Raw genomic sequence first — 14,790 nt, forward strand, 5'->3', positions numbered from 1 at the left:
AAAAATGAACGAACTGAGCAAATTCACCAATCAACTGGCAAAGCCGGAAACATTCGACCAGATCCAGATCGGCATCGCTTCGCCAGAGCGTATCCGCAGCTGGTCTTTCGGCGAGATCAAGAAGCCGGAAACCATCAACTACCGTACGTTCAAGCCAGAACGTGACGGCCTGTTCTGTGCGCGTATCTTTGGCCCGGTAAAGGACTACGAATGCCTTTGCGGCAAGTACAAGCGCATGAAGTACAAAGGCGTCGTCTGCGAGAAGTGCGGCGTTGAAGTGACTGTGACCAAGGTGCGTCGTGAGCGCATGGGCCACATCGAACTGGCTGCGCCGGTTGCGCACATCTGGTTCCTGAAGTCGCTGCCTTCGCGCATCGGCCTGCTGCTCGACATGCAGCTCAAGCAGCTCGAGCGTGTGCTCTATTTCGAACATTATGTCGTGATCGAGCCGGGCCTCACGCCGCTGGAGAAATTCCAGCTGCTGACCGAAGACGAACTGCTCGAAGCGCAGGACGAGTATGGCGAAGACGCATTCAGCGCCGGCATCGGTGCGGAAGCGGTCAAGGCCATGCTGATGGATCTTGATCTTGAGCAAGAACGCGATGACCTGTTGGAAGAGCTTGCAACGACCAAGTCTACGCTGAAGCCGAAGAAGATCATCAAGCGGCTGAAGGTTGTCGAAAGCTTCATCGATTCGGGCAACCGCCCGGAATGGATGATCCTTGAAGTGATCCCGGTTATTCCGCCTGAGCTGCGCCCGCTGGTGCCGCTGGATGGTGGCCGTTTCGCGACGTCCGATCTCAACGATCTCTATCGCCGCGTGATCAACCGTAACAACCGACTGAAGCGCCTGATTGAACTGCGTGCGCCGGACATCATCGTCCGCAACGAGAAGCGCATGCTTCAGGAATCGGTCGACGCATTGTTCGACAATGGTCGCCGTGGCCGCGTAATCACCGGCGCGAACAAGCGCCCGCTGAAGTCGCTGTCCGACATGCTCAAGGGCAAGCAGGGCCGCTTCCGTCAGAACCTGCTCGGTAAGCGCGTCGACTATTCAGGCCGTTCGGTCATCGTGACCGGTCCGGAACTGAAACTGCACCAGTGCGGTCTGCCAAAGAAAATGGCTTTGGAGCTGTTCAAGCCGTTCATCTACGCACGTCTCGATGCGAAGGGTCTGTCGATGACCCTGAAGCAAGCGAAGAAGTGGGTCGAGAAAGAGCGCAAGGAAGTCTGGGACATCCTGGATGAAGTGATCCGTGAGCACCCGGTTCTGCTGAACCGCGCGCCTACGCTTCACCGTTTGGGCATCCAGGCGTTCGAGCCTGTGCTGATCGAAGGTAAGGCGATCCAGCTTCACCCGCTGGTTTGCGCCGCATTTAACGCTGACTTTGACGGTGACCAGATGGCTGTGCACGTTCCGCTGAGCCTGGAAGCTCAGCTGGAAGCGCGCGTCTTGATGATGTCTACCAACAACATCCTGTCGCCAGCCAACGGCAAGCCGATCATCGTGCCTTCGCAGGACATGGTTCTGGGTCTCTACTATCTCTCGATGGAACGTCAGGAGAAGACGCCTGAATTCATCGAAGAGAAGGACGGCACCAAGATCGAGAAGCTGCCACGCTTCTCTGACATGGCTGAAGTGCATCAGGCGCTGGAGGTCAAGTCGGTTACCCTGCACAGCAAGATCATCGCTCGCGTCCCGCAAGCCGATGAAAACGGCAATGTCTCGATGAAGCGCTTTATCACGACGCCGGGCCGCATGCTGATCGGTGAATGTCTGCCGAAGAACCACAAGGTTCCATTCGACATCATCAACCGCCTTCTGACGAAGAAAGATATCGGTGACGTGATCGACGAAGTGTACCGCCACACGGGCCAGAAGGACACCGTGCTGTTCGCTGACGCGATCATGGTGCTGGGCTTCCGTCACGCGTTCAAGGCCGGCATCTCTTTCGGCAAGGATGACATGATCATCCCGCATGAGAAAGATGATCTGGTTGACCAGACCAAGTCCCTGGTTGCTGACTATGAGCAGCAGTATCAGGATGGTCTGATCACTCAGCAAGAGAAGTACAACAAGGTGATCGACGCCTGGAGCCGTTGCGGTGACCAGGTGGCCGATGCGATGATGGCGAAGATTAAAGCGCAGCCAATCGGTGACGATGGCAAGGAAGCGCAGATCAACTCGATCTATATGATGAGCCACTCTGGTGCGCGTGGTTCGCCAGCGCAGATGAAGCAGCTTGCCGGTATGCGCGGCCTTATGGCCAAACCATCTGGCGAGATCATCGAAACGCCGATCATCTCGAACTTCAAGGAAGGTCTGACCGTTCTTGAATACTTCAACTCGACCCACGGCGCGCGTAAGGGCCTGGCTGATACAGCGCTCAAGACGGCGAACTCAGGTTACCTGACCCGCCGTCTGGTGGACGTGTCACAAGACTGCGTTATCGTGGAAGAAGACTGCAAGACTGAGAACGCGCTGGAAATGCGCGCGATCGTTCAGGGCGGTTCGGTTATCGCATCACTGGGTGAACGTATCCTGGGCCGTACGCTGGCCGAAGACGCGGTCAATGCCGCAACTGGCGAAGTGATCGCCAAGGCCGGCACGCTGCTCGACGAACCGATGGTGAAAGCGATCGAGGATGCGGAAGTTCAGTCGGCCAAGATCCGTTCACCGCTGGTTTGTGAAGCAGCGCAGGGCGTTTGCGGCACATGCTACGGCCGTGACCTGGCTCGCGGTACACCAGTGAACATCGGTGAAGCTGTCGGCGTTATCGCGGCACAGTCAATCGGTGAGCCTGGTACGCAGCTGACCATGCGTACGTTCCATATCGGTGGTGCGGCGCAGCTCAACGAAACCAGCCACCTTGAGGCTATCTCTGACGGTAAGGTCGAATATCGCGACATGCCGACGATCACGGATTCGAAGGGCCGTATCCTTTCGCTCGCCCGCAATGGTGAGATTGCCGTGATCGATAAGGAAGGCCGTGAGCGTGAAATTCACAAGGTACCTTATGGTACGGTTCTGATGAACAAAGATGGCGCGCAGGTGAAGGAAGGTGATCGTCTGGCGGAATGGGATCCGTTCACGCTGCCGATCATCACCGAGCAATCCGGTGTCGTGAAGTATCAGGATCTTGTCGAAGGCACGACTTTGGAAGAACGCACCGACGATGCCACCGGTATCGCTCAGCGTGTTGTGACAGAGAACCGTGCAACCGGCCGCAAGAAGAAGGAAGATCTGCGTCCGCGTATGACACTTCTGGGCGAAGGTCAGACCGAAGAAGGCGAAACCGAAGCGCAGCGTTATATGCTGGCTCCGGGTACAACCCTTTCGGTGCAGGACGGTCAGACGGTTCAAGCCGGTGACATTCTGGCACGTGCATCGCGCGAAGCCGCGAAGACGCGTGACATCACCGGTGGTCTGCCACGTGTTGCCGAACTGTTCGAGGCGCGCTTGCCAAAGGACATGTCGGTTATCGCCAAGATTTCGGGCAAGATCGAATTCGTCCGTGAATACAAAGCGAAGCGCAAGATTGCGATCGTTCCCGAGGAGGGGGATCGCGTCGAGTACCTGATCCCGAAGACCAAGGTCATCGACGTTCAGGAAGGCGACTTCGTGAAGAAGGGCGATACGCTGATCTCTGGTTCGCCGAACCCGCATGACATTCTTGAAGTCATGGGCGTCGAAGCGCTGGCTGAATATCTCGTCAACGAAATTCAGGAAGTGTACCGACTTCAGGGCGTGAAGATCAACGACAAGCATATCGAGGTGATCGTTCGCCAGATGCTGCAGAAGGTCGAGATCACCGATGGCGGCGACACCACCTTGCTGCCGGGCGAGCAGGTCGATTACGAGGAAATGCTCCAGTACAACGCCAAGTTGACGAAGAACAAGAAGCCTGCCCAGGGTACGCCAATCTTGCTCGGCATCACCAAGGCGTCGCTACAAACACGCAGCTTCATCTCTGCTGCATCGTTCCAGGAAACCACCCGCGTGCTAACGCAGGCTTCGGTTGAAGGCAAGAAGGACACGCTGATCGGTCTCAAGGAGAACGTGATCGTGGGCCGCCTGATCCCGGCTGGTACGGGCGCTGGCATGAACCGCATGCGTGTAATGGCCTCCAGCCGTGACGCTGCGCTGCGTGCACAGTGGAAGAAGCAGCAGGAAACGCTGGCAGCGGCCAATGCGCCTGAACCAGAGCCGGTGGCTGATGCCATTCCGTCAGAAGACGCGATGAAGGCAGCTATGGGTGGCGGCGAAACTGCTGCTGAATAACTCTCGCTAGCTTTGCTGGCTTAACAGATAAAAGCCCCGCTGGAAGTACGCTTTCAGCGGGGTTTTCTTTGCCTCACCACCTCTATAAATGCTATTGCGAACCATTTGCAAATAATCTAGCCATGTCTCCATCAGATTGAGGATGGGCAGCGATGAAGGACAGACATGGCGGGGAGACCAGGGGTGCCGCGGGCTGGATTGCGAGGTTGCATGTGCCAGCCACGGTCAACGACCTTTCTCCGATTGCCCAGCGCTTCATCTTCAGACTGCGTGTGGTCGCAGTATATCGCAAGGCTGGCCGTGACCCGCTCGCTGAACTGACAAGCCGGGTGGGGAGTATCACTGTCGCTGTAAAATCGCTGCAGCTGTTTGAATCGATGGCGCACGTCTGGCCGGAGCCGGTGCATGTGCAGCGATGCTGCTGCCAGATTTTGAGCCATGACGAACTCACAATAGCCCGCGCCCTTGAGGCAATCGCTGAGAACAATGTTGACGGCTTCGATGCCCAACTTGCTGATCTAATGCCGTCCGACACTCGCAAGACCATTGCCAATGCGGCTGGTGAATTGATTGTGGCAGAATTCGGCTAGACATTCGCACTGACACGTCAGCAAACACTTCTCACTCCAGCGCAGGCCGCCTATAGGGGCGCGCATGACCACTACCCGTTTCGCACCTTCTCCGACCGGCCGCCTGCATGTCGGCAATATCCGCACCGCGCTGCATAATTGGATGCTCGCCAAGAAGAGCGGCGGTAAATTCGTATTGCGGATCGATGATACCGACGCTGCGCGTAGCAAAGAGGAATATGTCGATGCAATCCGCGCTGATCTGGTGTGGCTCGGGATCGAGGCGGACAGCGAAGAACGGCAATCGCAACGGCTGGATCGCTATGACGCTGCATTTGAAAAGCTGAAACAAGCGGGCCGCGTATATCCGGCTTACGAGACTGCGCAGGAGCTGGAGCTGAAGCGCAAGGTGCAGCTGGGGCGCGGGTTGCCGCCAATCTACGATCGCGGTGCATTGGAGCTCAAAGAAGAGGAGCGCGCGGCCAAGGAAGCCGAAGGCATTGCGCCGCATTGGCGATTCAAACTTGACCACGACGAAGCACTTGCATGGGATGACGGTGTTCGTGGCGCTTCCAAATTCGATCCCAAACTTCTGTCCGACCCGGTAATCCGCCGCGCGGACGGCAGCTGGCTGTATATGCTTCCAAGCACAGTTGACGATATCGACATGGGCATCACCCATGTGCTGCGCGGCGAAGATCATGTTTCGAACACGGCGGTCCAAATCCAGATGTTCACTGCCATGGGCGCCGCCGCTCCGGAATTCGCGCATGAGGCGCTGCTGGTGGGCAAAGAGGGTAAGCTCTCCAAACGTCTTGGTTCGCTTGGCTGCGATGCGTTCCGCGAACGCGGGATCGAACCGGAAGCATTGATTGCCATGCTGGCGCGGCTCGGAACTTCCCTGCCGGTTGAGCCGATCTCGGATCGATCAGCTCTGCTCAGCACTTTCCATCTATCTACCTTTGGCCGTGCGCCTGCGAAATTCGATGATGCCGAGCTGGATCGGATCAATACCGCGATCGTCCATGCGATGCCGTTCGAGGCGGTCCGGCACCGCCTGCCCGAAGGGATGGATCAAGCTGGCTGGCGCGCCGTACAACCAAACATTGGAACGATTGGCGAAGTTGCCGATTGGTGGCGTCTGGTCACCGGCCCCATTGACCGGATCGAATTCGGGGCGGAAGACCGCACCTATCTGGCGCAGGCTGCCGCAATGCTCGCTTGGTCAGATGACCCCTGGCATTGCCTGACCAACGCCTTGAAAGATGCCACGGGCCGCAAGGGTAAGGCGCTGTTCTTGCCGCTGCGCCAGGCGCTGACCGGCATGGATCACGGCCCTGATATGGGTGAGCTATTGCCGCTGATCGGTGAAGCTGAAGTGCGTGCGAGGCTGCAACGTGCCGCCTATTCGGGGTAGCTCTCAGGCCACGTCAACCCCGCCTTAACCAACCTGCTTTACCTGATATCCGCCATGGTTGGTGGCGGAAATGCAAGTCTGCTACCCCTCGCGCTTGTTCAGCTCGTCACCGGTAAGCGTCACGACATGCAGCAGGTTGGTCGCTCCGGGCGTGCCGAAGGGAACGCCGGCCAGCGCGATGAGCTTGCTGCCAGCCTTGCCGAAACCATGGCGCAGCGCCATGCGTTTACCCTTGGCGATCATCTCTTCAAAGCTGCCAATGTCTTTTGTCGCGACAGAATGCGCACCCCAAAGCAAAGCAACGCGCCGTGCGGTCTTGATCGATGGGGTCAGAACTAGCATCGGGGTGTCAGGGCGCTCGCGCGCCACGCGCCGGGCGGTCGAGCCGGACGATGTGAAGACATTGATCGCGCTGATCGCAACCGTGTCTGCTATGGTCATACAAGCATGGGCCAAGGCGTCCGAAGTAGTGGCATCGGGCGGCGTATCAAGAAAACGCACGCGGGCGCGATAATCTTCGCTGCGTTCGACTTGCTCGGCGATCTTGTCCATCATGGTGACCGCTTCTTCGGGCCATTCGCCCGCTGCGGTTTCAGCAGACAGCATTACGGCATCGGCACCGTCGTAAACCGCGTTGGCAACATCGGAAACTTCCGCGCGCGTCGGGGTTGAGCTCTCGATCATGCTTTCCAGCATTTGCGTCGCGACGATCACCGGCTTGCCCGCTGTGCGTGCAGCATTGACGATTTTCTTCTGCAGCGGCGGCACTTCCTGGGGTTCAAGCTCGACACCCAGATCGCCGCGCGCAACCATGATCCCGTCAGACATCTCTATGATTTCGCTCAAGCGGCGCACGGCCATCGGCTTTTCAATCTTGGCGCACAATGCACCATGTCCGCTCATTAGCTTGCGCGCTTCGGCCAGATCTTCGGGGCGTTGTACGAAGGAAAGGCCGATCCAATCTGCACCCTGTTCCATCGCAAAGGCCAGGTCTCTGCGGTCCTTCTCGGTCAAAGCCGGGATCGGAACTTCGGCGTCAGGAACATTCACGCCCTTGCGATCTGAAATCAAACCGCCGACCTCAGCGGAGCAGAGGATCTTGTCTTCACTGGCTTTGATGACCCGCAATCGGATTTTGCCGTCATTAATCAGCAGACGCTGACCCTTCTCGAGCACACAAAACAATTCGGGATGCGGCAAGCAAACGCGGGTCTCATCGCCCGGTTCGGGATTGCGATCGAGCGTGAAATGGCCTGAATGCCGGATAACAGCCTGGCCATCCTTGAATTGTCCCACCCGCAGTTTGGGCCCTTGCAAGTCCGCAAGGATCGCGATCGGGCGGTTGAATTCCTTTTCTAGCGCACGAATGCCCGCGATTGTGTCGGCATGGTCTTTGTGCTCGCCATGGCTCATGTTGACACGAAACGCATCTGCGCCCGCCTTTAGCAAACGGCGCAAGACGTCCGGCGATCGGCTCGCCGGACCGATGGTTGCCAAAATCTTGACTTTGCGGCCGCGTGGATCAAGCCGATTGAGTGCAGTACGTGACATGCGTTGATGCTATGACAAAGTTGTGTTGCAACTCAAGGAATAGTCACAAGGGATACTATGCGATGGATACGAATTCACTAGACGCGCTTGATCATTTGGACGACGCAATAGCGGCTGCGGCCTTTCGCCGGCTGGTGCGCCACCTTCAGCATCGCCATGACGCGCAGAATATCGAGCTGATGGGATTGGCGGGATTCTGCCGCAATTGCCTGGCCGACTGGATCCGCGATGCGGGCTTCGATGGTGACAAAGCAGCGGCGCGCGAACTGATCCACGGCATGCCACAAGATGAGTGGAAAGCGACCCGGCAAAAACCCGCTACCGAAGAACAACTGGCTGCGATGGAAGCCAGTGTCGCGAAAAATAGAGTGGATTGATCGCGTGCCCGGTTCACGCGGCTGACCTTGCTGGCTATCGCGTGTCCAAAGTGATTCTCATTCCAATGGAGACAAGTAAAGATGGCCGACGCCACCGATGATCGCCTGCGCCTTTTGATCGAGCGCATCGAACGCCTTGAAGAAGAGAAGAAAGGCATCGCTGATGATATTCGCGATGTTTATGCAGAAGCGAAGGCGGTCGGTTACGACCCCAAGATCATGCGTCAGGTCGTCCGCTTGCGCAAAATGAAGCCTGATGATCGCAATGAAATGGAAATGGTGCTCGACACCTATAAGACGGCGCTGGGGCTCGGTTGATTTTTCGCTTTCGCGTATTATCTAGGTAATACAGTAAGAAGGAGAAATTTATGGCCGGTCCTTGGAAAGATGCGCGCGAGATTATTGTAACCACAACGCCCACAATCGAAGGCAAGCTGATCCAGGAATATTGCGGGATCGTGGTTGGCGAAGTGATCGTCGGCGCGAACCTGTTCCGCGATCTGTTCGCCAATATCCGCGATATCGTAGGTGGGCGTTCGGGCAGTTATGAGCGTATTCTGGCGGACGCGCGCAATCAGGCGATTGAAGAGCTGCAAGCGGAATGCGCGACGCGCGGCGGCAATGCCGTGGTGGGCATCGATCTTGATTACGAAGTGATCGGCGATACCGGCTCGATGCTGATGGTATCGGCCAGTGGAACAGCGGTGAAGGTCTAAGATGCCCCTGCAGCTTTGCTGGCAGCCAACACAATAGTGATAATCAACCCGTTGTGGATCATATGGAGCGCGATCGCGGTCCACAGACCATAGTTGACGCGCAGATAGCCAAGCAGAGCACCAAGGATGAATTGTGGCAGGACCAATGGTAGCAAGGTCATCCAATTGCCTTCGCTGAAGTTCGCCAGGTGGATGCAGGCGAAGGCGATAGTGCTGAGCCAGAACATCGCCGGGAATAATGTGCGGAACCAGCGCATCGGTGGTCTCCGCCAAAGCACACCGAACATGATCAGGCTCAGCAACGCGCCGGCAATGATCGCGAGGCCAACCGACACTTCTGCGTTCTCGCCCGTGTTGTTTGCGGCCAGCATGACAGCGGTCAGTCCGGCGACCAATAGTATCGGAAACGCGATCAAATAGCGCGGCCGGCCCGACAGCCAGCTGCGGAACAGGATTTCCTCGCTGACCGGTGCGACAAGGATCACTGCAAAGATGATTCCCGGCGTGATCTCGATGCCCGCCAACGCTGTCTCGGGTATCTCTATCCCCGATGCCATTACCGCCCCGGCAATCGCCAGCAGCGTTCCCATTGCAATCAGATCGAGCGCTAATATGCGCGACACTGCGCGTGCGCCTTCGCGCAGATCACTCGCCTGATTATCTGGTAGAGAAGGTCGCTTGAGAAAGCCGAGAAAATGGCCCCATTCCGCGCGCATCGTAATGAGCGACGGAAGGCTTGTGGATTCACCTGTCATGCGGCTAATGCGACCCTCAGATTTGCAAACTTTCAAATGCGGAAGAATGACAACCCATGGCAGGCCATTCCAAATTCAAGAACATCATGCACCGCAAGGGTGCGCAGGACAAGAAGCGCTCTAACCTGTTTTCCAAACTGAGCCGCGAAATCACCGTGGCGGCGAAGATGGGCACGCCCGATCCGGATATGAATCCGCGCCTGCGGCTGGCGATCAATACGGCAAAAGCTCAGTCGATGCCGAAGGACAATATCCAGCGCGCGATTGATAAAGCCAGCGCGGGCGATGACGAGAATTACGAAGAAGTCCGCTACGAAGGCTATGGCCCCGGTGGCAGTGCAATCATCGTCGAAACACTGACCGACAACCGTAACCGTACTGCAACTGCGGTTCGCACAGCTTTCAGCAAGAATGGCGGTAATCTGGGCACTGAAGGCTCGGTGGCGCATGGTTTCGAACGTTTGGGCTTCATCGAGTATGGTCCGGAAGCTGGTGACGAAGAGAAAGTGCTCGAAGCCGCGATGGAAGCGGGCGCGGAAGACATTTCCTCATCAGAAGACGGCCACGAAATTTGGACAGCAGCAGAAGATCTGCATGAAGTTGCCGGCAGTCTGGAGAAGTCGCTTGGCGAAGCCAAGGAAGTCAAACTCGCCTGGAAGCCCAATCTGACTGTCGAGCTGGACGAGAAGAACGCAGAAACGCTGCTCAAGCTGATCGATGTGCTGGACGATGATGATGACGTTCAAACCGTTTGGGGCAATTACGAGATTTCTGACGAGGTCATGGCCAAGCTTGAGGGCTGAGCTTGCCGGTGACGCTAATCCTCGGCCTTGATCCGTCGCTCAGCTGCACCGGCTGGGGCGTGATCTGTGCCCAGGGATCGCGGCTTAGCCATGTCGCCAATGGCGAAGTTAAAACCAATGCCAGGGCGCCTATGGCAGAACGGCTGTATCAGCTGCACAGTGCTATCACGGCCGTGATCGCTGCCCACAATCCTGATCGCGTGGCGGCAGAGGAAGTGTTCGTCAACAAAAACGCCCAATCGACCTTGAAGTTGGCGCAAGCGCGCGGCGCAGTATTGGCGGCCTGCGGCGCGGCGAACTTGGTGGTGAATGAGCATGCCGCGCGGCTGGTCAAAAAGTCTGTTGTCGGCACAGGTGGTGCGGACAAGGTTCAGGTCCAGGCCATGCTCAAGGTACTGTTGCCAGGAGCGCAGATCGCAGGCGCCGATGCGGCTGATGCGCTCGCGGTGGCGATTGCCGATGCGCATCTTGCGTCGCGCTGATCTGTTCTACATGCAGTGGCTTATGTAAGGCGTGGGCATGGGCAATCATCCAATCCAGCAGCATCGGTTTCGAAGGGGAAATATGCGCTCATTTGCGAGTAAGGTTTCTCCCGCTAGGACAGTGTTTCATGTGTTCCAACCAGTAGGACTTAGCTTGTGATACACCTCTACGGCATCCCCAATTGCGACACCGTGAAGAAAGCGCGCAAGTGGCTCGATACGAAGGGTATCGAATACGCATTCCACGACTATAAGAAGGAAGGTGCCGATCTGGCCAAGTTGGCCGCCTGGATCGACGCGCATGGGGTGGACGTGGTGTTAAACCGGCGCGGCACGACCTTTCGCAAACTGTCCGATGCGGAGAAGGCCGATATTGATGCAGCCAAAGCTGTCATATTGCTGGAACAGCATCCGAGCATGATCAAGCGACCCGTTGTGGAGCACTCGGGCGGAATTTTGGTTGGCTTTAAGGAAGGCGAATGGGAATCGGCGCTGTGATCAGCCTGCAGTCAACCAGTGCGCCAGAAGGCATCAGAACCCCAATCGGCTTTCTCGTCGACTTTACGAGGAGACATCGCTTCGGCCTGTTTGTTGGCCGCGCCGATGATATCGTCTTTTGTACCCATGACATCGTAACCGGCCCCATAGAGGCCAATCACAATGATGAGCGACTCTAGGAGTAGCTTTTGAACATGACTTCGAAAAATACCTTAAAACTGCCTAACCAAGGGCTAATGCGGGTCTTGTTGTTGGCTGCCGGATTATTCTTCTCAATTACAATGCCTTACTCGCCAACAGCCGCGCAGGAGAATGACATGCTGATCATTGCCCATCGCGGGGCGAGTGCGGAGCGCCCTGAACACACGCTTGCGGCCTATGAGCTCGCGATTGATCAAGGCGCGGACTATATCGAGCCAGACCTGGTGGTGACCAAGGATCTCGAGCTGATTTCTCGCCACGAGAACGAGCTGTCTGGCACAACCGACGTCGCCAACCGGGAGGAGTTCGAGGATCGCCTGCGTGACAAGATGATCGACGGTCAGCTTGTGGCGGGATGGTTTGCCGAAGACTTCACGTTAGAGGAAATTCGCACCCTGCGCGCGAAGGAACGGGTTGCGCGTATTCGCCCGGCAAACGCGCGCTACAATGGGCTTTATCAAGTGCCGACCCTGGATGAGATTGTGAGGCTGGTCCGCGCCAAGGAAGTCGAAACCGGGCGCAAGATCGGGCTTTATCTCGAGCTCAAGCATCCGACCTTTCTGCTTGAGGAGGTGGGCATTGATATCGTGGATCTGGTGCTGAGGGAGTTTCGCGATCTGGGACTGGGGCCAGACGATCTTGTCATGATCCAGAGTTTCGAGGTTGGTACGTTGCAACGGCTCGACAAACGCAGCGAGTTCAGATTGATCCAGTTGGTGAAACCGGAAGACGGACCAGCTGACGAACCAAGCATGCGCTATACCGAGATGACGACGCCATCGGGGCTGGAAGAAATCGCCGACTATGCCGATGGTTTGGGCGCAAACATCGCCATGATCCTCAATCCGGACGGTTCACCCACCACTCTGGTCGCCGATGCCAGGGCGGCAGGTTTGCCGGTTCATGCGTGGACGCTGCGCCCGGAAAATGCGTTTCTGCCGCCAGCATTGCATGGCCAAGGTGGTGATTCTGGAAGAGGGGACCAATCGGCACTCTATCGAATGCTGGCTGGTGCGGGCGTCGCCGGTGTGTTCACGGATGATCCGAAGGGCGCTGTCAGCGCGCGTGACGGGCGGTGAAAGCGTAGTTTAGCGATAGGTCATCTGATAGATGCAACCCCTTGCTCGGTCGCCAAGCAATGCCGCGAGGATTGCCCATTTCCATACCTGCTTGCGCCAGCAAATCGCCAAGTTCTTCAGGTGTGATGAAGTCATTCCAGTCATGCGTGCCGCGCGGAACATATCCCACCCGCTCTGCCGCTTCGACAAGCAACAAACGGCTAGCCGCAGTGCGATTGGGTGTCGACATGACAAGCATGCCATCAGGCTTCAGGCTGGTAGCCAGTTGCTTGAGAAAGACCAATTTATCAGCCACGTGCTCAATAACTTCAAAGCTTGTGACCAGATGGAATGTGCCGAGAGTGAGGCTCGCGAGTTCTCCCGCCATATAACGGATGTCCAAGGCAGAGCTTTCCGCATGCGCGCTTGCTACGCCGATGTTTTCTGCAGAGGCATCAACACCGGTTACATCGGCACCCAGCCTGGCCATCGGCTCACACACTAGACCAGCACCACAGCCCACGTCCAACGCAGACCTGCCGCTCAACGGCCTTCTGGCTTGAACATCATCTCCCCAATACATGTCGATTGCCTCACGCAGGAAAGCAAGTCTCACCGGATTGACTTCATGCAGAGAAGCCATCGGTCCCTTCGCATTCCACCATTCGCGCGCCAGTGAGGAAAAATGTGCTTCTTCCTCTGGGCGGATAGTTACATTTGTGACATTTGCGTTTGTCATTCCGTACCCCTAACAGCGCTCGGGGATTCGAACCAGCAGGAGCTTTCAAGCCTTGGCACGTATCGTGATGAAATTCGGCGGCACCTCTATGGCCGGGACCGAGCGTATTCGTCGCGTGGCCAATATTGTGCGCAAGCAACAGGCGGCCGGGCATGAGGTTGCTGTGGTTGTTTCCGCAATGGCCGGCGAAACGGACCGACTCGTCAATTTCTGCCGCGAAGCAAATGCGCTTTATGACCCTGCCGAATATGACGTGGTTGTATCGAGCGGCGAACAGGTCACCAGCGGATTGCTGGCACTGACGCTGCAATCCATGGGTTGCAAAGCGCGTAGCTGGCTTGGCTGGCAGCTGCCAGTCCATACAATCGAAGCGCATTCGAAGGCGCGCGTCGAGGCGGTTGATGCCGACGCATTGATAGCATCGATGGTCGCTGGAGAAATCGCTGTGATCCCTGGCTTTCAAGGGCTCGGCGACAATAACCGGATTACAACGCTGGGGCGTGGCGGTTCGGATACGTCAGCTGTGGCTGTGGCTGCTGCGGTCAAGGCTGATCGCTGCGACATTTATACAGATGTCGATGGCGTCTATACCACGGACCCACGGATTGTGGCCAAAGCGCACAAGCTTAAAGCCGTAACCTATGAAGAAATGCTGGAACTGGCGTCTGTGGGCGCCAAGGTTCTGCAGACGCGTTCGGTCGGTTTAGCGATGAAGGCCGACGTGCGATTGCAGGTATTGTCCAGCTTTCTTGGCGAAGATGCGATCCCTGCAGACGAACTGCCCGGCACGATGATCGTGTCGGATGATGAGATGAACCAGCTAGTGGAGAGTGGCGAAATGGAACGCCAGCACGTTACCGGTATTGCGCATGACAAGAATGAAGCGAAGGTGATCTTGACGCGCGTACCAGACAAGCCCGGCGCCGTGGCGCATATCTTTGAACCGCTCGCCGATGCTTCAATCAACGTCGACATGATCATTCAGAACGTGGGCCGCGACAAGGGTGAGACGGACGTTACGTTCACTGTTCCGCAAACCGATCTGGCGCGCGCGCAAGCCTTGCTTGAAGACAAGCGCGAAGAAATCGGGTTCAATCGCATAATTACTGACAGCAAGATCGCGAAGGTCAGCGTTGTTGGTGTGGGAATGAAGAGCCATGCGGGTGTTGCTAGCACGATGTTCCGCGCGCTTTCTGATCGCGGCATAAACATTCAGGCGATTTCAACGTCAGAGATCAAGGTTTCTGTCTTGATCGATGAAGACGAGACCGAACTGGCGGTGCGCGTGTTGCATACGGCCTATGGCCTCGATGCAAGTGACGAAGCAGCTTAGCTAGTCGGC

The 14,790-nt window shown here is 56.9% G+C and carries 14 protein-coding genes; 11 read left to right on the forward strand and 3 right to left on the reverse strand.

The features are described 5' to 3' along the window. The first annotated feature begins 4 nt into the window (after positions 1–4). The 3 genes from rpoC (at position 5) to gltX (ending at position 6,268) form a co-directional block, all read left to right on the forward strand. On the forward strand, positions 5–4,282 hold the full coding sequence (gene rpoC / locus QZ487_RS03830) for a DNA-directed RNA polymerase subunit beta' (protein WP_285976461.1): 4,278 nt from the start codon (positions 5–7) through the stop codon (positions 4,280–4,282). Between the two features lie 152 nt (positions 4,283–4,434). Next, positions 4,435–4,872 (forward strand): DNA-directed RNA polymerase subunit beta', encoded by a 438-nt coding sequence (locus tag QZ487_RS03835; protein ID WP_296023379.1) that lies wholly within the window; start codon positions 4,435–4,437, stop codon positions 4,870–4,872. Between the two features lie 64 nt (positions 4,873–4,936). Then, positions 4,937–6,268: a glutamate--tRNA ligase gene (gltX, locus tag QZ487_RS03840; protein ID WP_296023380.1), complete on the forward strand. Its 1,332-nt coding sequence runs from the start codon at positions 4,937–4,939 to the stop codon at positions 6,266–6,268. A gap of 81 nt (positions 6,269–6,349) precedes the next feature. Here gltX and pyk read toward each other — a convergent pair whose 3' ends face one another. Then, positions 6,350–7,819, reverse strand: a complete 1,470-nt coding sequence (gene pyk / locus QZ487_RS03845; protein WP_285976464.1) for a pyruvate kinase — start codon at positions 7,817–7,819, stop codon at positions 6,350–6,352. 62 nt (positions 7,820–7,881) lie between these two features. Between pyk and QZ487_RS03850 the strand changes: the two genes are divergently transcribed. The 3 genes from QZ487_RS03850 (at position 7,882) to QZ487_RS03860 (ending at position 8,912) form a co-directional block, all read left to right on the forward strand. After that, a complete protein-coding gene (locus QZ487_RS03850; protein ID WP_285976465.1) occupies positions 7,882–8,196 on the forward strand; it encodes a DUF1244 domain-containing protein in 315 nt (104 codons plus the stop codon). An 81-nt stretch (positions 8,197–8,277) separates the two neighbouring features. Then, on the forward strand, positions 8,278–8,514 hold the full coding sequence (locus QZ487_RS03855) for a DUF2312 domain-containing protein (RefSeq protein WP_285976466.1): 237 nt from the start codon (positions 8,278–8,280) through the stop codon (positions 8,512–8,514). 50 nt (positions 8,515–8,564) lie between these two features. Next, a complete protein-coding gene (locus QZ487_RS03860) occupies positions 8,565–8,912 on the forward strand; it encodes a heavy metal-binding domain-containing protein (RefSeq protein WP_285976467.1) in 348 nt (115 codons plus the stop codon). Here the strand turns inward: QZ487_RS03860 and QZ487_RS03865 are convergent. Beyond that, the gene (locus QZ487_RS03865) at positions 8,909–9,667 is read right to left on the reverse strand and encodes a CPBP family glutamic-type intramembrane protease (protein ID WP_296023381.1); all 759 of its coding nucleotides are present in this window, start codon (positions 9,665–9,667) and stop codon (positions 8,909–8,911) included. The two genes, QZ487_RS03860 and QZ487_RS03865, sit on opposite strands and share 4 nt — an antisense overlap. 56 nt (positions 9,668–9,723) lie before the next feature. On the opposite strand from QZ487_RS03865, the gene QZ487_RS03870 reads away from it, so the two are divergent. The 4 genes from QZ487_RS03870 (at position 9,724) to QZ487_RS03885 (ending at position 12,730) form a co-directional block, all read left to right on the forward strand. Beyond that, the gene (locus QZ487_RS03870) at positions 9,724–10,470 is read left to right on the forward strand and encodes a YebC/PmpR family DNA-binding transcriptional regulator (protein ID WP_296023382.1); all 747 of its coding nucleotides are present in this window, start codon (positions 9,724–9,726) and stop codon (positions 10,468–10,470) included. 8 nt (positions 10,471–10,478) lie between these two features. Then, positions 10,479–10,952, forward strand: a complete 474-nt coding sequence (gene ruvC, locus QZ487_RS03875) for a crossover junction endodeoxyribonuclease RuvC (protein ID WP_285976470.1) — start codon at positions 10,479–10,481, stop codon at positions 10,950–10,952. Between the two features lie 156 nt (positions 10,953–11,108). Next, positions 11,109–11,450: an arsenate reductase gene (locus tag QZ487_RS03880; RefSeq protein ID WP_296023383.1), complete on the forward strand. Its 342-nt coding sequence runs from the start codon at positions 11,109–11,111 to the stop codon at positions 11,448–11,450. 281 nt (positions 11,451–11,731) lie between these two features. Continuing rightward, positions 11,732–12,730 carry a glycerophosphodiester phosphodiesterase family protein gene (locus tag QZ487_RS03885; protein ID WP_296023384.1) on the forward strand — a complete coding sequence of 333 codons (999 nt, stop codon included), beginning with the start codon at positions 11,732–11,734 and terminating at the stop codon, positions 12,728–12,730. On the opposite strand, the gene ubiG is transcribed toward QZ487_RS03885, so the two are convergent. Beyond that, positions 12,708–13,448 (reverse strand): bifunctional 2-polyprenyl-6-hydroxyphenol methylase/3-demethylubiquinol 3-O-methyltransferase UbiG, encoded by a 741-nt coding sequence (ubiG, locus tag QZ487_RS03890; protein ID WP_296023385.1) that lies wholly within the window; start codon positions 13,446–13,448, stop codon positions 12,708–12,710. The genes QZ487_RS03885 and ubiG overlap by 23 nt on opposite strands. Before the next feature lie 52 nt (positions 13,449–13,500). Here ubiG and QZ487_RS03895 point away from each other — a divergent pair, with 52 nt between their 5' ends. Further along, positions 13,501–14,781, forward strand: coding sequence for an aspartate kinase (locus QZ487_RS03895; protein ID WP_285976474.1), 1,281 nt, complete (start codon positions 13,501–13,503; stop codon positions 14,779–14,781). The last annotated feature ends 9 nt before the right edge of the window (positions 14,782–14,790 follow it).

The sequence above is a fragment of the uncultured Altererythrobacter sp. genome (assembly GCF_913057185.1).
Classification (GTDB): Bacteria; Pseudomonadota; Alphaproteobacteria; order Sphingomonadales; family Sphingomonadaceae; genus Erythrobacter; species Erythrobacter rubellus.

What these genes read in the sequence shown, in the direction of transcription:
- QZ487_RS03860 (WP_285976467.1), top strand. Translation starts at nt 8,565, where the DNA reads ATGGCCGGTCCTTGGAAAGATGCGCGCGAGATTATTGTAACCACAACG.
- QZ487_RS03850 (WP_285976465.1), top strand. Translation starts at nt 7,882, where the DNA reads ATGGATACGAATTCACTAGACGCGCTTGATCATTTGGACGACGCAATA.
- QZ487_RS03865 (WP_296023381.1), bottom strand. Translation starts at nt 9,667, where the DNA reads ATGACAGGTGAATCCACAAGCCTTCCGTCGCTCATTACGATGCGCGCG.
- QZ487_RS03835 (WP_296023379.1), top strand. Translation starts at nt 4,435, where the DNA reads ATGAAGGACAGACATGGCGGGGAGACCAGGGGTGCCGCGGGCTGGATT.
- QZ487_RS03855 (WP_285976466.1), top strand. Translation starts at nt 8,278, where the DNA reads ATGGCCGACGCCACCGATGATCGCCTGCGCCTTTTGATCGAGCGCATC.
- QZ487_RS03870 (WP_296023382.1), top strand. Translation starts at nt 9,724, where the DNA reads ATGGCAGGCCATTCCAAATTCAAGAACATCATGCACCGCAAGGGTGCG.
- ubiG (WP_296023385.1), bottom strand. Translation starts at nt 13,448, where the DNA reads ATGACAAACGCAAATGTCACAAATGTAACTATCCGCCCAGAGGAAGAA.
- QZ487_RS03885 (WP_296023384.1), top strand. Translation starts at nt 11,732, where the DNA reads ATGCCTTACTCGCCAACAGCCGCGCAGGAGAATGACATGCTGATCATT.
- pyk (WP_285976464.1), bottom strand. Translation starts at nt 7,819, where the DNA reads ATGTCACGTACTGCACTCAATCGGCTTGATCCACGCGGCCGCAAAGTC.
- rpoC (WP_285976461.1), top strand. Translation starts at nt 5, where the DNA reads ATGAACGAACTGAGCAAATTCACCAATCAACTGGCAAAGCCGGAAACA.
- gltX (WP_296023380.1), top strand. Translation starts at nt 4,937, where the DNA reads ATGACCACTACCCGTTTCGCACCTTCTCCGACCGGCCGCCTGCATGTC.